Genomic DNA, 25,514 nt, shown 5'->3' with positions numbered 1-25,514 from the left:
AGTGATTCTGCCTAATGACTGGCAATCGGTATGATTTTAATGGCGATTCTTCCACTGCGCCTATTAAGCAAATAAAAAAGCCCCTACAACAAGTTGTAGAGACTTTTACTTATTATTTTTTTGTCCAACCAAGACCCATTGCACCTTCACCTAAGTGCGTGCCAATAACAGGTCCGAAATAGCTTAATTTAAAGTTTACGTTCGGGTAAGTCGTAGCAAGTTGTGCTAACCATTCCTCGGCTTCTTTTTGGCAATTACCGTGAATAACTACAGCATCCATCTTGTCATACTTGTTTGCATCTTCAGCCAATAACTCTTCTGCGCGCTTTAGTGCTTTCTTACGTGTACGAATTTTTTCAAACGGTACAATGACCTTGTCCACAAAATGTAAGACAGGCTTTACTTGTAATAAGCCCCCGATTAATGCAGCTGCTGAAGACAAACGCCCTCCCCGTTGTAAGTGCGCTAAGTCATCTACAATGAAGTAAGCACGAATATACTGCTGCATGTCCGCTAATGCTGCTAGTATTTCCTGTGCTGAACAACCTTCCGCAGCCATTTCAGCCGCGCGTAGCACATAAAATCCTTGAACAGCGCAAGAAATCTCGCTGTCAAATGGATACACATCAATACCTTCCACCATTTCTCCTGCTTGGACCGCACCTTGATATGTACCACTTATACCACTCGATAAATGAATGGAAATTACTTCGTCATAATCATTTGCCAACTCTTCAAAGAGTGAGGCAAACTCACCAATCGGTGGTTGAGTTGTTTTGGGGAATTCTTTTGCACCCCGTACTTTATCATAAAACTCAGATGCAGTAATATCTACTTCCTCTGCGAATAACTCACCTGAAATGTTTACACTTAACGGAATCATACGAATGTTTAAGCGCGCGCGTTCTTCTGGCGTAATGTATGCAGTACTGTCTGTTACGATTGCCGTCCTCATTCATTTCCACTCTCCTATGTTCCAAGTTTACCTCAAAAAGAAATGAATGTGAATTGAATTACGAAATCTCGTAATGACGTCAGGAATTGACTTTATCACTACAAGTTCAGTCCGTAACATACACTAGATTTCAACTTTACTTTGCCATAAGACTCAAATCTAGCGTTCATTTCACATTCATCTTCTATGTATAGTAAAGGGAATAATTTCCCCTTATTGATTGCCCGTGCTAGATTTAGTATCATCTCCAATATAAAAGACGCTCGTTACCTTCCACTTTCCATCTTCTTTGACAAATACCGTTACTTGGCGTCCAGCGCTTTCATGTTCGACGTTAGTTTGAACTTGAAGTGAGTGCGTTGTCATATTGGCAAATACTTGCGCTTCATCCTCATTATACTTCGCAATGGTCACATTTGTTACATCACGTTTCGTATCAAATTGAGCAAATACTTCATCTGCGAATACTTTCTCTTCATCATAATTAAAGCCTTTTGGATCCTTAGATATCGTGTCCATATAACGATCAATTTCTTCATCATTGAATGCGGCAATATATTCATCAAACGCCGCTAAAATTGCTTTTTCCTCATCAGCCGGCACATTTGAAGCTTTTTTAACCTCTTCGCCCATCATTTCAAAGCCTACCGTACCGTCTTCAATTACCTTTTCACGCTCTTTTGCCGTTAAATCTTCATCTTTATTGCCACAGGCAGTTAACACTAATAAGGTTAAAACTGCTAGAATACTTTTCTTTAACATCATAAAACCTCCCGCGCAATATTGTAGCATATAAATGCTTAAGTAGGAATTTTGTTGCGCATTTTCAACTTTTAGGTGCTTATTTCATTAAAAGACGTCTTTCCAATAAAAATGTTGCATAATAAAAAAACTGTCTTAAAAACTACTTTATCTTTTAAAGTAGCTTTTAAAAACAGCCTTCATCACTACTATGCAATTATCGTACTTCAACCCAACCATTTTTAATAGCTGTTACAACAGCTTGTGTACGGTCGTTTACGTTCATTTTTTGTAAAATGCTTGAAACGTGGTTTTTTACCGTTTTTTCAGAAATAAACAGTGTCTCACCAATAGTACGGTTAGATTGTCCATCTGTAAGTAGTTGTAAAACTTCGCATTCACGTTTTGTTAATAAATGGAATGGACGGCGAATTTCTGTTTGATGGAAGTTGCCTTTGTTTTCATGCTCAGACAGACGACGGAATTCTGCTACTAAATTTTTAGTTACTTTAGGATGTAAGTAAGAACCGCCATTTGCCACTACTTTAATCGCTTCCACGATTTCGTCTGCATCCATCTCTTTTAGCATATAGCCAAGCGCGCCTGATTTTAGTGCATGAGTTACGTATGTTTCATCATCATGAATCGATAACATGATGACTTTTGCATCTGGAAATTCTGTAATTAAATCTGCTGTTGCCTCTACACCATTTTTACCTGGCATATTTATATCCATTAAAACAACATCTGGTTGATTTTCCGCATATAAATTTACTACATCTGTGCCATCGTCACCTTCTGCAATTACATCAAACGTATCTTCAAAATCTAAGATACGTTTCACTCCTTCTCGGAATAGCTGGTGATCGTCTACAATAATAATCTTCGTCATTAGTCTTTACCCCCTAAAATTCTGCAACACATTTCTTTACTTTACTTCTAACGGAATTTTAAATAATACCGTAGTGCCTCGATTTATCTCACTTTCAATTGAGATTGTACCATTTAATATTTCAATTCGTTCTCGCATTCCTAAAATACCAAAGGAATGATCTTTCACAACTTTTTGATCGAACCCTACGCCATCATCTTTCACGACAACATTTACCGCATCGTTCAACCATTCAAGTTTCACCCAAATATCCTTACATTTGCCATGCCTCATGGCATTTGTTACACATTCTTGCACTAAGCGAAAAATGGATACTTCATAATTCGAAGGAATACGTTGTTCTGTGCTTCTTGACTGAAAATGAATTTCTACTCCTGGATTATATTCGGTCACAGTCGACAAATATTTCTTTAATGTCGGCACAATGCCCAAATCATCCAGCGCCATAGGTCGTAAATCATAAATGATGCGTCGCACCTCTGACAGTGCATTACGCACAGTTTTCTTCAAATCAGCAATTTCAGCTATAGCGTATTCAATGCCCTTCTCTCGATACGTTCTTTCTATTAAGTCCGTACGCATTAAGACATTGGCCATCATTTGAGCAGGTCCATCATGAATTTCTCTTGATAAACGTTTTCGCTCTTCTTCTTGTGCAGCGATGATTCGAATACCAAAATCTTGCTTCATTTTCGCTTGTTCAAGCGCTAACCCAACATTTTTTAAATCAGACGTTAAATAATTTAAAATAACATTTACTTGATTGACAATATGATCAGCACGTTCAATTGTATCGAGTAAGCCTCTTAAACGTCGCTCTAAATCATCTCTTTTGTCGCGAAGTTGCTTTTCTTGTGTTTTAATGACGGAGAGCTTCAATTGAAAATCATGTGCCGTTTCATATGCATCTCTAACTTGTTCTTCGGTATAATTATCAAAAGCTTTACTCACTAACACAAGTCTTTGCTTAGCAAGCTGGGTGCTTTTTTCTAAAGCATCGCCTTCATCGATGACAATTGAAATTTGTTTTCGAACAATTTCTAGCTCTTGTTGCATATCTTCAAAGCTTCTTCGGCTTTGTTCACTTATAATGAAAATATCATCTTTAGAGCTCATAATTGTTTCTAACATTCGATTGAATACGTCATCAAGCGACTTTAAATCGAAGGTATCATTTGAAAACATTGTGTACTCCCCAGTCTAATGTCCTTATTATCACATAGTATTTTGAAAGACCAATTTCATAGAATCTAAGTCTAAACCTATTATAGCATCACAATGCTAAAAATTAATGCTTTTTCTTTATGAAATTTATAGCATACAACCCTATTTTAAAGGAGAATGACACTTATGAGAGAGAACTATTTAACTGTAAAAGGCTACGGAGAAAGCGAAATTATAATATCTAAATCTCGCTTTCTTACTTATATAGAACGCGCTGAAACCGAAGAGGATGCAATGACTTTTATAGAGCGCATAAAAAAAATGCATCATAATGCGACTCATAATTGCTCTGCCTATATTATCGGCGAGCATGATCATATTCAAAAAGCGAATGATGATGGGGAACCTAGTGGCACCGCTGGCGTCCCTATGTTAGAAGTCTTAAAAAAGCAAGGCTTAAAGGATACGGTCGTTGTCGTCACACGCTACTTCGGTGGCATTAAATTAGGCGGTGGCGGTCTTATTCGTGCTTACGGTAAAGCAACAACAGAAGGATTACTCGCTGCACAAGTTGTCGAACGAAAACTTCATCACCTTATGAAAATTGCAATTGACTACACATGGCTTGGAAAAGTGGAAAATGAGGTTCGCAACTCTGGATATTCTTTAGAAGAAATTAACTACTTGGAAGGTGTCGAAATCATTGTTTCGGTGTTAAAAGAGGAAGAAGATCAGTTTCGTCATTGGATGACAGAACTTACGAATGGGCAAGCAACAATCACTTTTGAGCATGCGCAATTTATCGAATTTATTGTGAAATAAATAGTTTTAATTGTCTAATCCTGAAGGTCCATAGTATAATTTTAATATTGAGCTCGCTTAATCAATTACGCCCATGTGCTAATTTGAATAAATTTTAGCTCAATTGCATAATTATTCCCAAAATCAAGAGGAGAATATACCATATATGAAAAGAACGAATGTAAAAAAGAAGAAGAGGTCTTCTAAAGCTTCTTTGATTATAAAAGTAGCATTACTTCTAGTTGCTAGTTTACTAATTTGCGTTACGGCCTATGGTGTTTATATTACAAAGCAAGCTGAACACGCAGCCAACTCAGCACATGAAGTATTAGAAGGTCGAGATGTCTCTGCTTTACGAGAAGAAAAAGTAGAGCCGGTTAATGATAATGTGTCGATTTTATTTGTCGGTGTCGATGATAGTGAAAATCGTGGGCAAGGTTCTGAAAACTCACGCTCAGATGCACTGATTCTTGCAACTTTAAACAATACTACGAAAACTATTAAAATGTTAAGTATCCCTCGTGATTCTTACGTTTATATCCCTTCAGTAGGCTATAAAGATAAAATTACTCATGCCCATGCGTTAGGTGGTACGCTTTCGACAATTGAAACGGTTGAAAAACTTTTTGATGTTCCGATTGATTACTATGTCCGCATGAACTTCAATGCGTTTATTGATGTCGTGGATGCTTTAGGTGGTATCGAAGCAGAAGTACCATATGCTCTACATGAAAAAGATGAATTTGATCGTAATACAATCAACCTCAAGCCAGGTTTACAGCATTTAAACGGTAGTCAAGCACTTGCACTTGCACGTACACGTAAGCAAGATAGCGATATCCAACGCGGTATACGTCAACAAGAAATTTTAACTGCTATCACAAATAAAGTAGCATCTGTTGATTCTATTACAAAATACGACGATGTTATTAAAGCAATCGGCGATAACATGAAGACAAATATGACATTTAGTGAAATGAAATCCTTCCTGTCTTATTTAACAAAAGGTAAGCCACGTATTGATTCATTAACATTAGAAGGTAACGACGATATGTCTACAGGTGTTTATTATTATCAATTAGACCAACAATCAGTTGATGATGTATCTGAAATTCTTAACAACCACCTTGCAAGAAAAAAATCGTCTTCAGCTTTAACAAATAGTAATACTGATAAAGACAATGCGGCTGGCGATGACAGTTCAACAAACGAGTCAGCGCAATAAAAATAAAAAGCCTTTTCACTATCAAAGTTTGATAGCGGAAAGGCTTTTTTTAGTATCGGGTTATTTACCCGCGAAATCTGGTATTTTACCCGCGATTCATGAGGTTTTACCGGCGAAATTTGTTGTTTTACCCGCGATTCACGATACTTTACCCGCGAAAACCATATTTTACTGAAAAAAAACTGCAGACGAACTCAAATTCGAGTTTGTCTACAGCAGTTCTTTTGTTATTTATTGAATATCCGCATGAAATTTAATAGCGGTTTATAGTTTTTACCAGCAAGTCCAATGACTTCAACAAAAATTTCGATTGCAATTAAGATAACCGTAATTAGTAAAATAGCTCCCCATAACTTTGCCATTGAGAAGATAATGGCAGCTAAACCAAACATCATTGCAATGCCATAAATAATAAGTACCGTTTGTCGATGTGTAAAGCCCATATCCAATAATCGATGGTGTAAATGGGATTTATCAGGATCAGACCATTTCTTCTTCATACGTAAACGACGAACAATTGCAAAGAATGTATCAGAAATCGGTACACCTAGCATAATAACTGGGATAATTAACGAAATGATTGTAAAGTTTTTATATCCTAATAAAGCCAAGACAGAAATCATAAAGCCTAGAAATAATGCCCCAGTATCTCCCATAAAGATTTTAGCTGGATGGAAATTATAAAATAAGAAACCAATTGTAGCTGCTGCTAAAATTGCTGCAAAGGCTAATACGAACATATCGCCCATTATAAAGGCCATACCAGATAAAGTAATAAGTGCAATAGAAGAAACGCCTGCAGCTAATCCGTCTAAGCCATCAATTAAGTTTATAGCATTCGTAATACCAACAATCCACAATATAGTGAACGGAATACTTAGAAAACCAAAATCTAATTGCCCACCAAATGGCAAGTTAATGAAGTCAATTTGAATACCGCCTACAAAAATAACGATTAGTGCAGCAACGATTTGACCGAGCATTTTTGCCTTCGCTGATATTTCACGCATATCATCAATGACACCTGTTGCTACAATAATACAAGCTCCGATAATAATCGCTAAACTATATTGACTTTGTGGCTGTAGGACCGCCACACCTATTAAAAACGCAAGGAAAATTGCCAGACCACCGAGCCTTGGCATGATACGTGCATGTACTTTTCGATAGTTTGGCGCGTCAACGGCACCTATTCTAAACGCTAAACGTTTAACTAGTGGAGTTAACAAAATGGAAGCAACGAATGCTGCTATTAAAGACACGTAAAGCATGTCTCTCCTCCTCAAAAAAATAATCTACATTTGAATCCAATTTGATTATAGCACGAACATGCTCTGAAATATACTTTTTCTAATCATTTTCCGCTATTTCACATTTTCCATTTTTCTCTATTATTCTACCTTTATTACTTAATGTCAAATGTAGTCATCATTCGTAAAATTTGATAGAATAATGATGTGTCTAGCATTTAGACAACTTTAAAGGAGCGTAAATTCATGTTCTCAATTTTTAAACGCAACAATGAGCAAACAAGTGCTCGTCAATTAAAACGCTACTATAAAATAGTAGAACAAATTAATAATCTTGAAGAAAAATACGTCAATAAGTCAGATGCTGAGTTAAGAGAAATGACTTTTATTTTCAAGGATCGCTTAGATCAAGGAGAACCAATTACATCCATCATTCCAGACGCATTTGCAGTTGTACGCGAAGCCTCAAAACGTGTATTAGGAATGCGTCATTTTGATGTACAGCTAATTGGCGGACTCGTATTAACTGAAGGCAATATTGCTGAAATGCCTACAGGTGAGGGGAAAACGCTTGTTGCTTCACTTCCCTCTTATGTACGGGCATTAGAAGGCAAAGGTGTTCATGTCATTACAGTAAACGATTATCTTGCGAAACGTGACTATGAGCTTGTTGGACAAATTCATCGTTTCCTCGGTTTAACAGTCGGATTAAATGTACCGATGATGGAACCAAATGACAAAAAAGAAGCTTATAACGCTGATATTACGTACGGTGTCGGTACCGAATTTGGTTTCGACTATTTACGTGACAATATGGCACATAGCTTAGCTGATAAAGTACAACGCGCTTATCATTTCGCCATCATTGATGAAGTTGATAGTGTGCTTATTGACGAAGCGAAAACGCCATTAATTATTGCCGGTAAGATGCCTGCAAATGATGAATTACACCGCATTGCAGCTATGTTAGCAAAACGCTTTAAAGCAGAAGAAGACTACGACTTTGATGATGAAACAAAGGCCACTTCTTTAACGGATAAAGGCATTGAAAAAGTTGAGGCTGCCTTTAATGTTGACAATTTATACGATTTAGAACATCAAACACTTTATCACTATGTGATCCAAGCGGTTCGTGCACATGTCATGTTCAAGCGTGACGTCGATTATATCGTGAAGGATGACAAAATCGAGCTTGTTGATATGTTCACAGGTCGTATTTTAGAAGGTCGTTCTCTTTCCGATGGCTTACATCAAGCAATTGAGGCAAAAGAAGGCGTAACGATTACTGAAGAAAACAAAGCACAGGCACAAATTACAATTCAAAACTATTTCCGTATGTATCCGAAGCTTTCGGGAATGACAGGAACTGCGAAAACACAGGAAAAGGAAATCCGCGAAGTGTACGGAATGGAAGTTATTCAAATCCCTACAAACCGACCACGTCAACGTGTAGACCAACCTGACATTATTTTCAAAACACAAGCAGCGAAATATAAATTTGTAGCTGCCGAAGCAAAACGACGCCATGAAAAAGGGCAACCTGTTTTAATCGGTACTACGTCCATTTTGCAATCTGAAACCGTTGCAGACCATTTAAAAAAGGAAGGCTTAAAATTCCAATTACTGAATGCCAAAACAGTTGAGCAAGAAGTAGAGCTAATTTCGCAAGCTGGTCAAAAAGGGCGTATTACGGTTGCAACCAATATGGCTGGTCGCGGTACAGATATCGTGTTAGGTGACGATGTCCATGCCCTTGGTGGTCTTTACGTAATTGGTACAGAAAAACATGAAAGCCGCCGCGTGGATAATCAGCTACGAGGACGTTCTGGTCGTCAAGGTGACGTAGGTGAAAGTCGCTTCATTCTCTCTATTGAAGATGATATGTTCCGCCGTTATGCAAAAGAAGAAGTTGAAAAATTCACAGCAAAAATGATTGTAGATGAAAATGAAGTCATCCAAAACAAAGATGTTCAAGAGCTTATCAACCGTACACAACGAATTGTAGAAGGCTCTCAATATGGCATGCGCGAATACAATTTAAAATTAGACGATGTTATTAATGATCAACGTACCGTTATTTATGGCTTACGTGACAAAATTTTAGCTGGTGAAGATGTAATGGGAGAGCTGCAAAAAATGCTGCGTGAAACGGTCGATTTTGCAGTGCGCGATGCTGCACCTGAAGAGCTCCCTTCTGTAGAATGGGATTATGACCAAATGGAAAGTGCATTGAATTCATTATTCATTACTCCGGTTACAATAGATCGTGAAGTTGGCAAAGTAAAACAAATTCTAGCGGATATACAGCCTTCTGAACAAGAACTGCTAGATCATATGGAGAAATTCGCAGAAAATGATGAAGTCATGACGGTTATTCCACAAGTGATGTTGAGCTATATAGATAGTGGCTGGGTGAAACATTTAGAAGCAATGGCTCATTTAAAAGAAGGTATCGGCTTACGTCACTATCAACAAGAAGATCCGATGCGCATTTACCAACGAGAAGGACTCGAATTGTTCGGAAAGAATTTCCAAGAATTGCGTCGTTCTATTATTATTGAAATTACAGGCTTCATGAAAATGGTTGAAGGACAACAGGAGGTTTAATAATGGGTTTATTTTCATTCTTTAAAAAATCAGATAAAATCGTACAAGAAAACACAATTGACTCAAAAGATTTACTAGGAAATGCGTCTACAAATAAAGGGGACAATCGTGATGTTGTAACGAAGCTGTCATTCCATCCTGAATGGAATGTACCACAAGAACAAAAGTATATTTTTAACTTCCTTGCAAATGAGCTAGAGCCATTAAAACCGAATCAATTATCGCTATCTTCTATTAGTATTGAAGATGAGCCACGCACAGGTAAATGGCTTGTTCGTGCATTTTTCCGCTCATCATTAGCCGAAGCAATTGAGTTAGGTGAAATTGAATTATTCATTATGGATAAAAACGATGAGCTTGTAGCATCTAAAAAATTCGATTTTAAAGCGCTAGGCACAATTCCAGCTGAAAGTGCTCGTCCATGGGTTTTTGAATTTGAAAAATCAACGATCAAAGTAGACGAAGTGCCAGAAGATGGTTGGAAAATCGCATTTAACCTTGTATCTTTACGCGGTCACCAATTAGAATTAGATCCGTCATGGGAACAACAATTACCAGCAGCACAAAAAGAAGAGCTTGCTAAAATCGTTAATACTTTACCGAAATTAGGTGAAACAGAAGTTAACTTTACTGGTCTTCAAGCAAAACTTGCTGATAATGGTAACCTAAATGTTTCAATCTTTATCCGTAACGGTCATAATAAAGCAATTAATCTAGAACAATTACCGCTAGAAATTATCGACGCAACAGGTAAACAAATTGCCAAAGGATCATTTAAAATGGATCCAATCCTAACTGTCCAACCAAACTCAACAAAACCTTGGACATTCATCTTCCCAGCTGAACTAGTTGATGCACAACAAGCAGACTTGTCTCGCTGGACAGCACGTGTAACACAATAATAATAAATGAAATCCTTCTTTCTACGGAAAGAAGGATTTTTGATTTCCTAGATGTACGGAGCGATTTACCCTGGTTTACTGGCGATTCTCACGTTGTTAGAGGCGATTGACCCATTCAATCAAATAAAAAAGCGATTTTTGCCCTAATGCAAAAATCGCCTGTTCATTATTTTACTGTATCGAATCGTTTATACCCTACTAATCTAGTTGACCAATAAGAGTACGTCACATCCGATAGTTCCACACCATCTGTACCCGCATGGATAAATTTATTATTGCCAAGGTATATACCCATATGAGAAATGCCCTCTTTATAAGTATTTTCAAAAAATACTAAATCCCCTGGCACTGGATTTTTCACATGTGTTGTACTGCCATTAAAGTAGCCTTCGCTGCTATCTCTCGCTATTTTCACACCACTTTGATTGAATGCATAATAAATAAACCCACTGCAATCAAGACCTTCTGGCGTATTACCGCCATAAAGATAAGGTGTTCCAATTAAAGTATTCGCCACTTCCACTGTCTTTTTGTAAATAGCTTGTCCATTCGCTGTAGGATCTTTTGTTGTTACTTTTGATGGAGTCCCCGTATCTGTAGTTACATTATTATGTACTGTATCATCCTCGGGTACGACAGCTACTGGAGAAATTTTCAATACTTGTCCAATATAAATCGTGTCGTTCTCTATGCCATTCCACTCTTTTATTTCCTTTATTGTCACATTATATTGCTTGGCGATTTTTGATAATGTATCACCTTTCGCAACTGTATGAACAGCAGTTGAAGGTTTTGAAGGTGTAGTAGTTGTTGGTTTTGAAGGTTTTCCTGTTTCAGCTGTTGCCTGCTTTGTAATTTCTAACTTTTGTGCTACATAAATCGTATCCTTCGATAGATTATTCCATTTTTTTATATCTTGTATCGTCACTTGATGACTTTGAGCGATTTTGGATAACGTATCGCCTTTTTGTACTGTATATGTTGCAGCTTCAGCATTTTGTATCGCAAAAAATGAAGTAGCAATAGTGCTTAAAGCGAGAATTCTCAATTTTTTTGATTTAAGCATATCCAATAGCCTCCGTTCATGTTAGAATATTTCCTTGTGTGTCTATCATACTAAAGAATTGTCAAAACAAAAATCGGAAATACTGACTATTTTTCAAACAATTTATCAATCCTATATAATACTACAGAATCCGACTGTTTAGCATTACTGTAATAATTGCAAGTTTAATAGTCCTATGATAACATACATTTCTGTATTTAAAATTTTTAGAAAGTTTTAGCTTTTCAATTATAAAGGAGTTTTTATTATTTATGAGAAACATCTTAGTTTTCATCAAAGAGAATTTAGCTGTAGGCTTATTACTTTTTGCCTTGTTCTTAGGGGCAGGTAATATTATCTTTCCACCGTTGCTCGGGCAACAAGCTGGTGAACATATTACAACAGCCATGGTTGGCTTTTTAATAACAGGCGTAGGCTTACCTTTACTGGCAATCGTTGCAGTTGCAAAAGCAGGCGGCGATTTACAACTACTTGCCAGTCGTGTTCATCCAATTTTCGGTATCATATTCACTTCAATTGTCTATTTAGCAATTGGGCCGTTCTTCGCTGTTCCACGTACAGGCTCTGTGTCATATGAAATCGGCATTGTGCCATTTCTTTCAGAGGCAGCACAAGAACATTGGGCTCCACTATTCATTACATCTATAGTATTTTTTGCTTTAATACTTTATTTAGCATTCAACCCATCGAAACTTGTCGATCGTGTAGGGAAAATTTTAACCCCTGCGCTCTTAATTGTTATTTTACTACTAGCTGTTAAGAGCTTTATTACCCCAATGGGTGAATCAGGCACAGCGGTTGGAAATTACACGGATTCACCATTTTACGAAGGTTTTGTACAAGGCTATTTAACGATGGATGTTCTTGGTGCTCTCGTATTTGGTATTGTTATTTTACAGGCATTACGTGGTATGGGAATGAACGATACTAGAAAGCAAGTCAAAACAACCATTTTTGCAGGGATTGTCGCTGCCATTGGCTTGGCCTTTGTTTATATTTCACTTGGCTATATCGGCAATACAAGCATTGGAGCAATTGGTACATCTGATAATGGTGGCGTCATCATCGCAAAATCAGCAGAATATCTGTTTGGCGACTTTGGCAGTATTATTTTATCGGTTACGATTTTATTAGCTTGTATTTCTACTGCTGTTGGCTTATTAACAGCCAATGCACAGTTTTTCAATAAGCTATTTCCACAAATCTCATATAAAACATTTTTAATCGTCTTTACGTTATTTAGTGTAGCAATTACAAATGTTGGATTATCGACAATTATTAATACTTCACTTCCAGTATTATTGATTATCTATCCGCTTGCAATCGTACTGATGGTGTTATCACTTGTCGATCATTTCTTTAAAGGTGGACGAATTGTTTATGTGTTGGCGTTAATTCCGACATTCTTTGTCAGTCTTTACGATGGCTTAAAACAGATGAAAATCACGTTTACTTCTTATGAGAATATTTTAAATATTTTGCCACTGTATGAGCAAAGCCTTGGTTGGCTTGTTCCTGCAATGATTGGTACAATTATAGGTTTTATTATTCATAAGCTTTTTAACAAAAACTAAACTTCAAACAAACAGACACGTCTTGGTACTGCACCCCAAAAGTTAGAGTGAAAAACTAACTTTTGAGGTGATTTTTTATGACTAAATATAATGAAGAATTCAAATTGATGGTGGTTCAAGAATATTTAAGTGGCTCTCTAGGATATAGAGCGATAGCGAAGAAGTATGGTATAGGTGATTCTCCATTAAGGAGATGGGTCCGTGCTTTTAAAGAGTTTGGGCAAAGTGGCTTATCCGTTAAGAAAACGAAGCAGTTTTATTCTGTTCAATTTAAATTAGATGTATTAAACTTTATGAAACGAACAGGTGCTTCCTATCAAGATACTGCGATTCACTTTAACTTGAATGATCCAACTTTAGTTGCTAGTTGGTATCATCGTTTTTTAAAAGGAGGGATAGAGGGCCTGCAAAAAAAATTAAAGGGGAGCCCGTCTATGTCTAAGAAACAAAAATCAACAGCGAATAACCAAGAAAAAACAATGTCACGTGAAGAGCAGCTAGAACGCGAAAATGAACTGCTTCGTTTAGAGGTGGCGTATTTAAAAAAGTTGAAGGCTTTTCGAGAGAATCCAGATGCCTTCCTCGAAAAGCACAAGCTGCCATCGCCTTCGAACTTAAACAAGAAGGATTTCGATTAAAAGATATTTTAAAACAAGTGGATATTCCAGAAGCGACGTATCATTATCATATCAAACTGATGGGGCAAAAGGATCCAGACGTAGAGTGGAAAGTCTTGATTTTAGAGACTTTCGAAAAACATGAAGGTCGATATGGCTACCGGCGAATTCATGCGGAATTAAGAGTGCAAGGACATACAATAAATCATAAAAAGGTACAACGAATTATGAAAAACCTAGGGTTGAAATGTGTGAAATTCGTGCGTAAATCACGCTATAAATCATACAAAGGAACAGTTGGGAAAGTCGCTAAAAACCTTTTGAATCGTAGATTCAGAACGTCATATGCCCTTCAAAAATTGGTGACTGATGTAACTGAATTTAAATGTACAGATGATGAAAAATTATATTTAAGTCCGATCATGGATTTATATAATGGTGAGATTATTGGGTTAAGTATGTCAAAACGGCCGAGCCTAGATTTTGTGTTAGATTCACTTAAACAAGCGCTTCCAATTATTCAAAAGCGTGCTGAATATCGGACAACCATTCATTCCGATCAAGGATGGCACTATCAACACAATACATGGGTGAAAACATTGAGGCAGAACAGGATTTTTCAAAGCATGTCTCGTAAAGCAACGTGCGCAGACAATGCGGCCATGGAGAACTTCTTTAGCTTACTAAAACAGGAAATGTATTATGGAGAACAATTAATCTCTTATGAAGCATTACAAAAGAAAATAAAAGAGTATATCAATTATTATAATAATGTTCGTATTAAACAAAAACTGGCCGGCATGAGTCCGGTAAATTACCGAAAACATGCCAGCCAATTAGCTGCATAATAAAAACTCTAACTTTAAGGGGTCACTACCCTTCCTTTTATAGACGTGTCTGTTTTCATTCGCTGTAATTTGGTAATTCATGTATAATAAACATAAGTCATTAGAAAAGAGGTGTCTTATGAAAAAAGTATTATGGTCCTTCATTTTTATTCTGAGTGTTATCCTATTTCCTTTATCAAACGCTTCTGCTGCAAATAACGAACAGCAACTCGTTGGGGAAATAAAGGAAATCATTACGGAAAATTATGTTGGTAAAGTAAACGGTAACTTACAAAATGCGAAAACTATTTCAGAAATCATTAATATGTTAGACCCTTACTCAACATATTTTACTAAGCAAGAATTTGAAGAATTTATGAATAGCATTAATATGTCGACAATCGGTATTGGTGTTGTGATTGAAGAGCATGATGACGGCATTCATATTTTACAAGTAATTGAAGAAAGTGGAGCAGCTGAAGCTGGTGTCGTGGCAGGAGATATAATCATCGGCATTAATGGTCAATCCATTGTAGATAGCTCAACTCAGGAAGCCTCTTCCCTGCTAATCGGTAATGAAGGCACCGATGTGCAAGTTAAGCTATTACACGAGAATGGGACTACTTCTACTAAAACTATTACACGTAAAAAATTCACACTACCAAACGTAGAATCTGCTTTATTGTTTGGTGATGTTGGCTACATAGCAATGTCTTCTTTCTCTGAAGATGGCGCACAACTAGTGAAAGACGCACTGACTCAGCTTAAGCAACGTGGTGCTACTTCTTTTATTTTAGATTTACAAAATAATGGTGGGGGCTATGTTGCAACAGCTGAACAGCTGACTGGATTATTCCCAAAAGCAAAAATCGCCTATTTATTACAGGAAGCCCATGCCTCTTATGAAGTGCGTGCAGCACAACAAAACATGAAATTCCCAACTGATACACGTATTTTAGTAAATCGCTATAGTGCAAGTGCTTCAGAAATGCTTGCAGCTTCGTTACAAGATCAACAATCGGCGATTCTATATGGTGAAACTACTTATGGTAAAGGCGCAATGCAAGGTTTCTTTGAATTACATGACGGTAGTTATTTAAAGCTTACTGTGGGTAAATTTACAGGTCCTGCTGGTCAAACGATTAACGAAGTAGGCGTGAAACCAACTATTCAAACGAAGACGGCACCACTCTTCCAAGCTCATTACGATGCCATTAAAGCGCAATACAAAGAGTATCAGGAACTAGTAAGCCTAAAAAATGTACCATCTACAAAAACATTTGTAGTTAAGTTTTCGCAAGCCTTCTCTTCACCAATTCCTGAAGGCAGTGTACAGCTTGTTGCATTAGGCGGAGACGAGATTCCAATTACTACAAAAGTAGGAAAAGACAATTCCTTACTCGTTACACCTAAAAATCCTTTAGGAAAAGGCCAAGAATATATGTTGCTCGTTCATCCAACTATTCAGAAACCTACAGGTGACAAACTGCAAAAAGGTATTTATCTGCATATTGCAGTAACTAACTAACAACAAGCCATGAATAAAAGCGTTTGATTGTCGCTCCAAAGCGAAGCGGGAATCAAACGCTTTTTTTAATAACCAGCCCTTTTATATGCCCCAACCACAAGCGCGTCTGGAACGAAAATAAAAAATCCCTCTCTGTATTGAGAAGGATTTCATTTTCTATCACACATATGGAGGTTCTTTTAATAAAAAAAAGACATGAACTAAATTTCGCGCAAGTTCACATGGCTTGCTTTTTTGTTCTAGTAAATTCGTTAATATTAAACGTTCAAAAGAGCCAACAAAACTATCCGCAACTATTTTGATATCGATATTTTGTAATTTAAACAATCTATCACAATCATGTCGATAAACTAGCTCAATAAATCGCTGTGTAAGCTGCGATTTAACGCTTGATGATTGTTTCGATTCAAAAAAGCCAATTTTCGTTAACTTTGGATTTTCAATAATATAGAGAAACATCAAATATAATTTATGTTCTAGCATATGAATAAAGCCTTCCAGCCCTTTTTCAGCCTGTTCGGAATGATTGTCCATAATCTCATAAAATCCAAGCTGAAATTGTATGTTTAAGTCCTCATAAAGCGATTCTTTACTTTTAAAATATAAATAAAATGTGGGCTGTGTTACATCTGCTGCTTTCACTATATCGCTTATTTTCGTAGCATGGTATCCCCTTTCAGCGAAAAGCTCCACAGCCTTTTCCAGTAATAATTGTTTACTTTTTTCACCGTTTGAGTTGATTTTCCTACCTCTTGCCATCATTGTCACCTTACTCTGTTAAAAATTATTACCCTGTTTAAAAATTAATTTTAAATAGTAAACCATCACAAAACCCAACATTTTACTTTTCACTATCTGAATAATGTTAATTATAATATAATTCCAAAAATTACACTATGCATATTCAACAAAATATGATGTTTGGTACTTTTCTAATCTATTGAAAAGCAATGTAATAAGCTAAAAGCATTACCTTAAACAGAATTGTTTTTGCTTGACAAGAAATACAAAAAGCATGCTGGAAGTACTACTTCCAACATGCTTTTCGCGCATTTTATTTTAACCATAATGATTATTGCTTTAATAACTTCTTTTTCAGTTTATCCGTAAATTCTTTTACTTCTTTGATGCCAAATACTAAGTAGGAACCTACAAAGACGGCTATAAAGATGATGAGACCTACAATAAACGTTAACCACTTATATTCAAATACTAAATAGTGGCTGGAGTAATACATAACTACCGCAATGACAATCATTGGTGGCACCGCTCTAAAAAATTGTAACTCTTTGCTAAAGATGCCCATTTCCAAGTCATATTTAGGTATTGCATTATAATATAAGTGTGTTCATTATTAGGAGTTAATACCTAAATCTTTCTTTAATTCATCTAACTTATCGTTTGAATATATATTAGAAATAATACCGTTAGGATCTATTAGAAAGATTGTAGGAACATCATAAACTTCATAATTAATCAGAATAGAATTAGAACGAACTAAATAGGTATAATCATTGTTTGGATAAGTTATATTTTTCTCTTCTACCTCTTCTGGCGCAACGATAATCAAACGCATAGATGTTGTGTTTTTTATAACCTTAATTAAGGCTGCCAAAGTTGCTTTACATACATTACAAGTGTCCTTTGCAAAAAATAATATTGTATTTTTATTATTATAATCACTCAATTTTACCAATTGTCCATCTTCACTTACTTCCCTAAACAATGGAGCCCTAGTTCCAACTGATACTATTCTAGAATTAGCTTTTTCTAATTTAAAACGATTTAAAAAATGGGTAATTGATTTTGTTAATAAAAAGATAACTATTGTCTGTAAAATAATAAATACCCATAATAATATATTTGAATACATTAGAATATTACTCATAAAAATCAATCCTTTTAATGATTTAAAAATCTTTAAATGATAAGATAATACGTTTAAAGATTTTTCTTATATTAATAATTTCTTTAGCAATAAGTACTATGATAATAGCTTGTAAAGTAACGAAAATGGTTTCCCATGCTTTATATCCAAATACTTCTAATGATTTGTTTCTAAAGATAATGGCATCAATAGAAAAAAGTAATTCTTTGTTTAAAGAAACTAGAATACATATTGAAACTAAAATAATATTACGTATTACAAGCTTCCAAGAAAGATTATGATTCCCTAATACACCACCACATCCACAAGATATTTCTTTGCGTCCACGCATTATGTTTATCACTATTGCCATTGTGTAGATTAATAATAAACCTCCAGCAATTAATCCACTTAAAAACTGAAATAATCCTAATAAAAGCAGAATGCCTAGACAAAATTCTACTAGCACATCTAATTTACCTACTACACTTGACCAGCTAGGAGGTAAAACTTTGTAGTTTTCAATTATTCCGATATGTTTATCTAAGGTATTATATTTAGAAATGGAGCTACTAAAAAAAATTATAGCCATGCATATCCGAATAAATAACTCAAACTCTGAATTCATACAAGTACCTCTTCTGTTTTTTTACTAAAATCATCATTGTGCCATTCTGTCTGTTTAGTATACATGTTTGCATATAGTCGATTTAAACTCATTAATTCCTCATGTGTCCCAGCTTCGACAACAGCCCCTTTATCTAATACTAAGATACGGTCTGCTAACCTTGTAGAAGCCATTCTATGTGAAATAAATATAGTTGTTTTACCCTTTGAAATCTCATTAAATTTCTTAAATATATTTATCTCTGTAATTGGATCTAATGCAGCTGAAGGCTCGTCCAAAATCAGAATTTCACTATCCTTAAATATAGCCCTTGATATTGCAATTTTCTGCCATTGGCCACCAGATAAATCTACTCCATCCCCTAGATAACGGCCTAACATAGTTTCATATCCCTTATTAAAATTACAAATAAAATCATGTGCTTCAGCTAATTTCGATGCATTTTCTATTTGACTCCTATCATTCATATTTACTGGTGAACTGATCCCTATATTCTCTTGTGCGGTAAAATTATATTTAGTAAAATCTTGGAAAATAATAGTTATTTTATTAGATAATTGTTCGGGTTTTACATACTTTATATCAATATCATCATATAATATGCGTCCTCTAGTAGGAGAATATAAACCTGTGAGACATTTTATCAGAGTAGTTTTTCCTGACCCATTCTCACCGACTATTGCAATTTTTTCACCTGGTTTAATATTAAATGTTACATCTTTTATTATTTCATTATTGTTATTTGGGTAACTAAATGAAACGTTTTCCAATTTGATTCCTTTTACTAACTTAGAAGGTAATAAAAGTTTTTTTTCAAAACTATTATCCTCAATTTCAGACTCTATAAAGTTGTAATAATCATCAATATATAAAGAATTTTCATAAATATTAGCGAGTTCAATAGCTATATTATTGATAGAGTTCTGAGTAGTATGCACAGCTTCTCCAATAACAACAAATTCTCCAATTTGAATCTTTGTTTTTTGAATTAGCCATATGATTATCATAGCTGCCCCTCCATAAAACAATGCAGCAACACCATCTAATGTGATATATGATATATGTTCTTTCTTAGCTAATGCTAAATTGGCTTTATTACTTATTTGAAATTTTTCAGACCATCTATTCAGTAAATAATCTTGCAACCTGAATGCACGAACTTCTTTGGCAGTTTCACGAACTTTTAATAGGCCCGAAACATAAGTGGCTTCACGTGATTCAGGAGTAAGGTTATACAGTAACCAAAATCTTCTACTACCAAATCTTGCATGTACTATAAACATGGGAATAGCAACTATTAGGCTAAATAACACTAATGACCAATGTATACTAAAAAGAAATACTAACATAGAAATAAAGGTAATAAATGTCTTTATAATTTGTAACATTGACTTAAATGGTGATAAAAAATTGCTACCACTTCCCTCTATTCTTGCCAGATGATTATAAAATTTATGATTATCGAAGCATATTAAAGGAACAGAAGCAGACTTTTGTAAGACTTTGAACTGTAATTGATAATCTAATTTAATTTCAAATTTTTTATCTATGTAGTTTTGAATATTATATACAATAGTACCGGTAAGGGCGACTACTAATTGTAATAATAACAATATAATCGGAATGGTAAACGTGAGATTAGGGTTAGCTATTATTCTAGCTATAGAATTTACTAATTCTTTCGTTATAAAGAGTGTTATAGCAGGAATAATACCTAGAAAAACATTTGTAAATAGAGAAATGAAAAACCAAAATTTACCTATTTTTAAAATGAAATAGAACGCTTTTTTTATATTTTTATACTTCATTTGTATCACCGTGTGTTTTTAACATTTGAATCATAAAATAGTCTAATTTCTTAATTAATACGGTGACAAGAGAGATTATTCCTTCTTTATTAACTATAATAAAAGTAGGGAATTGTGTAATATTCATTATTTCAGTAACTTCCCTAGAATAAGGGAGGATTGTTACTAAATCCTTATACTTTTCTATAAAATTAGAGCTCTCTTTATTATCTTCAGAAGGCATAACTACTACATAAATATCCGTATTATATAATTTATTTGCTTCTATCAACTCCTCTATTGCAGAATGACAACTTGCACAAGATGGTGAGGCAAATTGTATTATCACATCTTTTTTGACGATGTCCCAATTTCCTGGACCAACATCATGTATACTTTCTCCAATTAATGGATGACTATTTTGTAAATCCCGCTTTATCTCTTTTGGTAAATAAGAAATCTCTTTATTAAGTGAAATTAATTGTTTATATGTAACAATTAGTATAGTAATGAAAACAATAAATAAGAATATTAAAATTATTTCCAATTCATCCACATCCAAATCATCTTAAGGCATAATTTAACTAAAAAAGAAAAACACTCATAATCCTTAATTTAATAAACTAATAGGGTTATGAGTGCTTTTTTAGATTAGGTTGTAATTACAATCTTCAAAAATAAAAAACTTATAACTTATTAAGCTAAGTCTATTCTATGTAATTAACCATATCGTAAATCTAAAAGTCTAGTTATGACAGCAATCTACCATTTTACTAGTAGTACCAGTACTGTCTTGACAAATCAATAAAAGGGTGCTCTTATCTCGGTCCAGCATATTACATGCTAAATTAACTTGCCATTTACAAGTCTTATAACAATATAAATCCTGGCCTTTTACTCCAATACTGCTCATAAATTTTTTCAACATATTAACATTTCCTCCTTAAATTTGATACTATTTTAGTATAAGATATATTTCAAAAAATGTAAATAGTTGTAATAAGGAAAAATAACAATTATGAATATTATGATAATCATTTCCTATAATGAAACTTTCAAGCTGCTTCGATTTCATTCTGTAAAAATCAAGATAATTATATTACTCTTAAGCTCCTCTTACTCTAATAAAATTTATTCTTTGAGTCTTTTTATTTCAAATAAATAGTAGTAATATTTCGATGCAGGGCTTCATACAGCTTTAATTTTTTATAGAAATACTTTAGCAAATGAATGGAGTTTTATATAAAAAAAACAAAATGATAAAAAAGTGAGTATCTTTAACAACATAAAGATACTCACTTCTAAAATTATTTTAAAAACTTCCGTTTTAACTTATCGCTAAATTCTTTTACTTCTTTGATGCCAAATACTAAGTAGGAACCTACAAAGACGGCTATAAAGATGATGAGACCTACAATAAACGTTAACCACTTATATTCAAATACTAAATAGTGGCTGGAGTAATACATAACTACCGCAATGACAATCATTGGTGGCACCGCTCTAAAAAATTGTAACTCTTTGCTAAAGATGCCCATTTTCAAGTCGTACTTCACTATTGCATAGCCAACTAACATAATAAAGTTTGTAATGGCACTAATTAATGTACCCCAAGCGATTGCTTCGGCGCCGTAATTTTCTACCATCAACATAATTACGGCTATATTGACACCAAATACATTGATTAAACTAAAAATAACTGGCGCCATGGAGTCGCCCTTTGCATAATAGAAACGCGTAATATACGTATTTGCCGCTAAAAAATACATGGACAACACGAATATTGCTAAAACAGCTGCAGTAAGCACTGTCGATTTTGCATTGAAATTACCATACTGGAAGACCACCTGTATCAAGTTTTCTGAGTAAAAATAAGAATATATTGTTACTGGTACAAGTAGCAATAGTAGATAGTGTAGCCCTTTAGAATAAAGGCTCTTGATTGACACAAGGTCATTGTTGGCTTCTTTTTGACTCAAAATTGGATAAATTACTGTTGTCACAGCTGTAATTAAAATCGCTTGCGGGAATTGCATTAGCTTGGAAGAATAGTTCACAGCTGCGACAGCCCCTTCAGAAAGCATGCCAGCAAAAACACGCTGTAACAAAGCATATAATTGAATTGTCGCTCCTCCAAGCATAATTGGTAAAACCATAATCCAAAGCTGCTTGGAGGAGATATTATGTTCAAATGAAAACCCGACTTTATGGGAATCTAATTTGCGATAACCAATTATTAAGAAATACAACATAATCGCCGCACTAGCTAAAGCACTTATACCGTATCCAAGTGCTTTAATACTTTCAATTTGAGATAACCCAACGGCAATGACTAAGAAAATCGCGTTGTAAATTAAAATGGCAAAGCTCGATAAGTGGAATTTTTCATTGACATTCAGTAAACCACTATACCAAGAAGATAAAACAAGTAAGATAGATGAAGGCATCATCCAAAAGTACAAGTTTTTCAATAAGTCTAAATCACTTTGACTATAATCTTCCTTATTTTTGCCTTGGTTAAACATATCCATAATTGGATTTGTAAATGCTAATAAAATAATCGTCATAATAGACACAGTCAACAATACAACCGTAAAGGATTGTTTTACAAATAATGCTCGGTCTGTTGTTTCCCGATTATAAATTGAGATAACGGCTGTTGTAAAAGCACCACCTACTACTAAATATAAAAAATTGGGAATGGTGTATGCTGTGAAAATACTATCCGCAGTATGGGATACCCCATATTGGATACCGATAATAACCTCACGTAAAAAGCCGAAAACACGGGCAACGATATTAATAATCGCTACTGCCCCTACAATTTTAATAAATTTATTCATAAGTCATCCCTACCTTTAATGGCCGACTTATAAATGTCTATACATCTAGCTGTAATATTTTTTTCATCGTGAATAGCTAATATTTCATTAACCGCTTCACGATTCATATATTGATCTTTCGGCGTGTTCACTGCACGCAGCATCTCCTCAGATAAAGCCATAGCGTTCCCAGGCTCCACTAAATGCCCTGCCCCTTCACCAAGTAGCGATACAAGCCCACCTACTTTAGAAGCGATGACAGGCGTATCTGTTGCTAGTGCCTCTAATGCTACAAGACCAAAACCTTCTAAATGTGATGGTAACACAAAGACATCACTTGCCTGGAACCACTTTACAAGTTCTTGTTGTTTTAGTGGGTCTATAAATTTGACGTCTTCACTGAAGAATGGTTGCAAGGATTGGAAAAAACTTTCATCTCTTCTAGATCCTATAATTTTCAGCTCGATAGGTCGCTCCACTTTTGTTTTTAACATTTGGAATGCCTGCAAAAGTTCCTCAACGCCTTTTTGCTTAATGACATTGCCTACAAAAAGAAAAATAAATGGTTCTTTCGCTAATTGCAATTGTTGACGTACTTCAGCCTGGCTCCCCTTTGAAAATACATGACGATTGACACCCATGCTAACAACAGAGATTTTGTCGGGTGCTATATCAAAGTCTTGCTCGATTTGTTTTGCTAACACGGGACCTACTGCAATAACATGGTCACTTTCACGTAAAATGCTCGCTGTCCAATTGCGAATTCTCGCATTTTTCTTTGCCATACGTTCAATGTCCCCACCATGAGCAGTAACAATGTACGGTATACCAAACATTTTCTTTAAAAGTAACGATAACATCCCTGAAGGAAACACATAGTGTGCATGTGTTACATCGATTGATTTTCGATATTTCAAACCCTTCATTAATGTAGAAAATCCCCATTTAGCATATTTGACAATTGTGTTTTTCTTGCCTGTAGCTGGGTTTGTATTCACTGCTATTTCAACGTCTAGTCCAGCTTTTTCAAGTGCTGTCACTTGGTTTTTTACAAAAATACCGAATGATAAATGATCAGATGAAGGATACATATTACTAATGACGAGTATTTTTTTCATAGACGTGTCACTGCCTTTTTCATTAATTCCTGACCATACATGGCCTCTTTATGAATATGTGTAGCAATTTGTTTCGTCTCTGCAATTGACTGTTCCCAATTGCTACTTAGTTTGCCAACTAATTTAGAAAGAGCTTTCTCATCATCTTCTATATCCTGCATCTGTAAACATCGATCTGATGCGCCGACAAAGGACATAAAATCTTGCACCTTTGTATGATAGGATACAGCAATAATGGGAGTCTCTGAATTGGTCGCCAATATTAGTGAGTGTAAACGCGTACCAATTATAATATCTTGCTCGCCTGTCACTTCAAGTAAACGTTCAGGCACAAGATTTTCCTCAATTATTTCTGTATGAGCATGATGTTGCATTTTTTTCTGAATATCTTTTGTCACAGTAACATCTTGCGGAAACTTCGTTGCAAAAAATGTAATGTGAACGTTTTGCTCAGAAATGACTTGATCTAAATTTTTCGCCATACCTGTTACATATGCATCGTATTTTGCTACATTTCCTTCTGGCCAATAGTTTGCATTATAGTACGGAACAGCTGAAACACCAATTTTTATTGGCTTTTCCGCGTAATCTTTGCGATCCCCTTTTAACGTAAATGCAGGGTCACCAATGACTTCTATCGGTTTTTTGACCCCAATACTGTGTAAAAGTTTTTTAGACTGAGGATCACGCACAGAGATATTTGCTGCATAACGACACATAACACGGATACTAATTTTTCCTGAAAATGTATCTAGTGGTCCTGCACCACATCCGTAAATAATGTAGGGAATATTATTTTGTTTTGCCATCATTGCATATGTTCCATAAAGATGGGCCTCACGCTTATAAAAATCCATTAAAATACCACCACCACCAATAATGAGGAGGTCAAAGTTTGCTACATATTGTTTGTTATTTTTATACGTATGGATAAACGTTTTATATAAGTTGCCCTTTTTATAATACAATGGATAGCTATGTACCCCATAACGCGCGGATGTTTGTTGTGTGTTATTACTAAAAACGGTAATGTCGTCACTCGTTACCGAAAATGTTTGTTTTACTTGTTGAAGAATGCCGTATAATATTGATTCATCACCATTATTATCATTGCCGTAATTCCCCACAATGCCTATTTTCATT

22 protein-coding genes and 1 pseudogene are annotated in these 25,514 nt (G+C 35.1%); 8 read left to right on the top strand and 15 right to left on the bottom strand.

What is annotated here, in order from left to right:
• Positions 1-112: 112 nt before the first annotated feature.
• From I5435_RS02945 to I5435_RS02930, 4 genes are all read right to left on the bottom strand, one after another.
• A complete protein-coding gene (locus tag I5435_RS02945; protein WP_024362466.1) occupies positions 113-955 on the bottom strand; it encodes a DegV family protein in 843 nt (280 codons plus the stop codon).
• Between the two features lie 213 nt (positions 956-1,168).
• A complete protein-coding gene (locus I5435_RS02940) occupies positions 1,169-1,717 on the bottom strand; it encodes a nuclear transport factor 2 family protein (protein ID WP_024362465.1) in 549 nt (182 codons plus the stop codon).
• 196 nt (positions 1,718-1,913) lie between these two features.
• Positions 1,914-2,588 (bottom strand): response regulator, encoded by a 675-nt coding sequence (locus tag I5435_RS02935; RefSeq protein ID WP_024362464.1) that lies wholly within the window; start codon positions 2,586-2,588, stop codon positions 1,914-1,916.
• A gap of 36 nt (positions 2,589-2,624) precedes the next feature.
• On the bottom strand, positions 2,625-3,773 hold the full coding sequence (locus tag I5435_RS02930) for a sensor histidine kinase (RefSeq protein ID WP_337983221.1): 1,149 nt from the start codon (positions 3,771-3,773) through the stop codon (positions 2,625-2,627).
• A 165-nt stretch (positions 3,774-3,938) separates the two neighbouring features.
• On the opposite strand from I5435_RS02930, the gene I5435_RS02925 reads away from it, so the two are divergent.
• Complete coding sequence (locus I5435_RS02925; RefSeq protein WP_024362462.1) at positions 3,939-4,574, top strand: YigZ family protein; 636 nt, start codon at positions 3,939-3,941, stop codon at positions 4,572-4,574.
• Between the two features lie 145 nt (positions 4,575-4,719).
• Entirely contained in the window at positions 4,720-5,778 is a 1,059-nt protein-coding gene (locus tag I5435_RS02920) for an LCP family protein (protein WP_024362461.1), read from the top strand.
• A 227-nt stretch (positions 5,779-6,005) separates the two neighbouring features.
• Here I5435_RS02920 and I5435_RS02915 read toward each other — a convergent pair whose 3' ends face one another.
• A complete protein-coding gene (locus tag I5435_RS02915) occupies positions 6,006-7,049 on the bottom strand; it encodes a glycosyltransferase family 4 protein (protein ID WP_337983220.1) in 1,044 nt (347 codons plus the stop codon).
• 225 nt (positions 7,050-7,274) lie between these two features.
• Here I5435_RS02915 and secA2 point away from each other — a divergent pair, with 225 nt between their 5' ends.
• The gene (gene secA2, locus I5435_RS02910; RefSeq protein WP_229388552.1) at positions 7,275-9,635 is read left to right on the top strand and encodes an accessory Sec system translocase SecA2; all 2,361 of its coding nucleotides are present in this window, start codon (positions 7,275-7,277) and stop codon (positions 9,633-9,635) included.
• A gap of 2 nt (positions 9,636-9,637) precedes the next feature.
• A complete protein-coding gene (locus I5435_RS02905) occupies positions 9,638-10,537 on the top strand; it encodes an accessory Sec system S-layer assembly protein (protein WP_024362458.1) in 900 nt (299 codons plus the stop codon).
• Positions 10,538-10,703: 166 nt separating this feature from the next.
• Here the strand turns inward: I5435_RS02905 and I5435_RS02900 are convergent, their stop codons facing one another.
• Complete coding sequence (locus tag I5435_RS02900; RefSeq protein WP_024362457.1) at positions 10,704-11,603, bottom strand: C40 family peptidase; 900 nt, start codon at positions 11,601-11,603, stop codon at positions 10,704-10,706.
• A 251-nt stretch (positions 11,604-11,854) separates the two neighbouring features.
• Between I5435_RS02900 and brnQ the strand changes: the two genes are divergently transcribed.
• The 4 genes and pseudogenes from brnQ (at position 11,855) to I5435_RS02880 (ending at position 16,149) form a co-directional block, all read left to right on the top strand.
• Positions 11,855-13,177, top strand: coding sequence for a branched-chain amino acid transport system II carrier protein (brnQ, locus tag I5435_RS02895; protein ID WP_337983219.1), 1,323 nt, complete (start codon positions 11,855-11,857; stop codon positions 13,175-13,177).
• 77 nt (positions 13,178-13,254) lie between these two features.
• Positions 13,255-13,815 carry a helix-turn-helix domain-containing protein gene (locus I5435_RS02890; RefSeq protein ID WP_337983218.1) on the top strand — a complete coding sequence of 187 codons (561 nt, stop codon included), beginning with the start codon at positions 13,255-13,257 and terminating at the stop codon, positions 13,813-13,815.
• Positions 13,776-14,642: pseudogene (locus I5435_RS02885) on the top strand (IS3 family transposase); the annotation flags it as partial. The gene I5435_RS02890 and the pseudogene I5435_RS02885, both read left to right, overlap by 40 nt.
• Positions 14,643-14,760: 118 nt before the next feature.
• The gene (locus tag I5435_RS02880; protein ID WP_337983217.1) at positions 14,761-16,149 is read left to right on the top strand and encodes a S41 family peptidase; all 1,389 of its coding nucleotides are present in this window, start codon (positions 14,761-14,763) and stop codon (positions 16,147-16,149) included.
• Positions 16,150-16,308: 159 nt separating this feature from the next.
• Here I5435_RS02880 and I5435_RS02875 read toward each other — a convergent pair whose 3' ends face one another.
• The 9 genes from I5435_RS02875 to I5435_RS02835 form a co-directional block, all read right to left on the bottom strand.
• Positions 16,309-16,908 carry a TetR/AcrR family transcriptional regulator gene (locus tag I5435_RS02875; protein WP_337983216.1) on the bottom strand — a complete coding sequence of 200 codons (600 nt, stop codon included), beginning with the start codon at positions 16,906-16,908 and terminating at the stop codon, positions 16,309-16,311.
• A gap of 313 nt (positions 16,909-17,221) precedes the next feature.
• Positions 17,222-17,455, bottom strand: coding sequence for a hypothetical protein (locus I5435_RS02870; RefSeq protein ID WP_337983215.1), 234 nt, complete (start codon positions 17,453-17,455; stop codon positions 17,222-17,224).
• 48 nt (positions 17,456-17,503) lie between these two features.
• On the bottom strand, positions 17,504-18,037 hold the full coding sequence (locus I5435_RS02865) for a peroxiredoxin family protein (protein WP_337983214.1): 534 nt from the start codon (positions 18,035-18,037) through the stop codon (positions 17,504-17,506).
• A 22-nt stretch (positions 18,038-18,059) separates the two neighbouring features.
• Positions 18,060-18,644, bottom strand: a complete 585-nt coding sequence (locus I5435_RS02860) for a MauE/DoxX family redox-associated membrane protein (RefSeq protein WP_337983213.1) — start codon at positions 18,642-18,644, stop codon at positions 18,060-18,062.
• A complete protein-coding gene (locus I5435_RS02855) occupies positions 18,641-20,452 on the bottom strand; it encodes an ABC transporter ATP-binding protein (protein ID WP_337983212.1) in 1,812 nt (603 codons plus the stop codon). The genes I5435_RS02860 and I5435_RS02855 overlap by 4 nt, the downstream gene beginning before the upstream one ends.
• A complete protein-coding gene (locus I5435_RS02850) occupies positions 20,442-20,987 on the bottom strand; it encodes a TlpA family protein disulfide reductase (protein ID WP_337983211.1) in 546 nt (181 codons plus the stop codon). Before I5435_RS02850 ends, I5435_RS02855 begins: the two co-directional genes overlap by 11 nt.
• 751 nt (positions 20,988-21,738) lie before the next feature.
• Positions 21,739-23,274, bottom strand: coding sequence for a murein biosynthesis integral membrane protein MurJ (gene murJ / locus I5435_RS02845; RefSeq protein WP_337983210.1), 1,536 nt, complete (start codon positions 23,272-23,274; stop codon positions 21,739-21,741).
• Entirely contained in the window at positions 23,271-24,371 is a 1,101-nt protein-coding gene (locus I5435_RS02840; RefSeq protein ID WP_024362452.1) for a glycosyltransferase, read from the bottom strand. The genes murJ and I5435_RS02840 overlap by 4 nt, the downstream gene beginning before the upstream one ends.
• Positions 24,368-25,513 carry a polysaccharide pyruvyl transferase family protein gene (locus I5435_RS02835; protein WP_024362451.1) on the bottom strand — a complete coding sequence of 382 codons (1,146 nt, stop codon included), beginning with the start codon at positions 25,511-25,513 and terminating at the stop codon, positions 24,368-24,370. Before I5435_RS02835 ends, I5435_RS02840 begins: the two co-directional genes overlap by 4 nt.
• Between the last annotated feature and the right edge of the window lies 1 nt (position 25,514).

The organism is Lysinibacillus sp. C5.1, from assembly GCF_016350185.1.
GTDB classification, from domain to species: Bacteria; Bacillota; Bacilli; order Bacillales_A; family Planococcaceae; genus Lysinibacillus; species Lysinibacillus sphaericus.
The sequence above is the reverse complement of the archived record's forward strand: the minus strand, read 5'-3'. Positions and strand labels throughout refer to the sequence as shown.

Excerpts from the sequence above, each read along its gene's own strand:
- I5435_RS02865 (WP_337983214.1), bottom strand. The coding sequence starts at position 18,037 with ATGAGTAATATTCTAATGTATTCAAATATATTATTATGGGTATTTATT.
- brnQ (WP_337983219.1), top strand. The coding sequence starts at position 11,855 with ATGAGAAACATCTTAGTTTTCATCAAAGAGAATTTAGCTGTAGGCTTA.
- I5435_RS02835 (WP_024362451.1), bottom strand. The coding sequence starts at position 25,513 with ATGAAAATAGGCATTGTGGGGAATTACGGCAATGATAATAATGGTGAT.
- I5435_RS02915 (WP_337983220.1), bottom strand. The coding sequence starts at position 7,049 with ATGCTTTACGTGTCTTTAATAGCAGCATTCGTTGCTTCCATTTTGTTA.
- I5435_RS02875 (WP_337983216.1), bottom strand. The coding sequence starts at position 16,908 with ATGGCAAGAGGTAGGAAAATCAACTCAAACGGTGAAAAAAGTAAACAA.
- I5435_RS02840 (WP_024362452.1), bottom strand. The coding sequence starts at position 24,371 with ATGAAAAAAATACTCGTCATTAGTAATATGTATCCTTCATCTGATCAT.
- I5435_RS02870 (WP_337983215.1), bottom strand. The coding sequence starts at position 17,455 with ATGGGCATCTTTAGCAAAGAGTTACAATTTTTTAGAGCGGTGCCACCA.
- I5435_RS02925 (WP_024362462.1), top strand. The coding sequence starts at position 3,939 with ATGAGAGAGAACTATTTAACTGTAAAAGGCTACGGAGAAAGCGAAATT.
- murJ (WP_337983210.1), bottom strand. The coding sequence starts at position 23,274 with ATGAATAAATTTATTAAAATTGTAGGGGCAGTAGCGATTATTAATATC.
- I5435_RS02860 (WP_337983213.1), bottom strand. The coding sequence starts at position 18,644 with ATGAATTCAGAGTTTGAGTTATTTATTCGGATATGCATGGCTATAATT.
- I5435_RS02905 (WP_024362458.1), top strand. The coding sequence starts at position 9,638 with ATGGGTTTATTTTCATTCTTTAAAAAATCAGATAAAATCGTACAAGAA.
- I5435_RS02940 (WP_024362465.1), bottom strand. The coding sequence starts at position 1,717 with ATGTTAAAGAAAAGTATTCTAGCAGTTTTAACCTTATTAGTGTTAACT.
- I5435_RS02930 (WP_337983221.1), bottom strand. The coding sequence starts at position 3,773 with ATGTTTTCAAATGATACCTTCGATTTAAAGTCGCTTGATGACGTATTC.
- I5435_RS02855 (WP_337983212.1), bottom strand. The coding sequence starts at position 20,452 with ATGAAGTATAAAAATATAAAAAAAGCGTTCTATTTCATTTTAAAAATA.
- I5435_RS02920 (WP_024362461.1), top strand. The coding sequence starts at position 4,720 with ATGAAAAGAACGAATGTAAAAAAGAAGAAGAGGTCTTCTAAAGCTTCT.
- I5435_RS02945 (WP_024362466.1), bottom strand. The coding sequence starts at position 955 with ATGAGGACGGCAATCGTAACAGACAGTACTGCATACATTACGCCAGAA.
- I5435_RS02880 (WP_337983217.1), top strand. The coding sequence starts at position 14,761 with ATGAAAAAAGTATTATGGTCCTTCATTTTTATTCTGAGTGTTATCCTA.
- I5435_RS02935 (WP_024362464.1), bottom strand. The coding sequence starts at position 2,588 with ATGACGAAGATTATTATTGTAGACGATCACCAGCTATTCCGAGAAGGA.
- I5435_RS02900 (WP_024362457.1), bottom strand. The coding sequence starts at position 11,603 with ATGCTTAAATCAAAAAAATTGAGAATTCTCGCTTTAAGCACTATTGCT.
- secA2 (WP_229388552.1), top strand. The coding sequence starts at position 7,275 with ATGTTCTCAATTTTTAAACGCAACAATGAGCAAACAAGTGCTCGTCAA.
- I5435_RS02890 (WP_337983218.1), top strand. The coding sequence starts at position 13,255 with ATGACTAAATATAATGAAGAATTCAAATTGATGGTGGTTCAAGAATAT.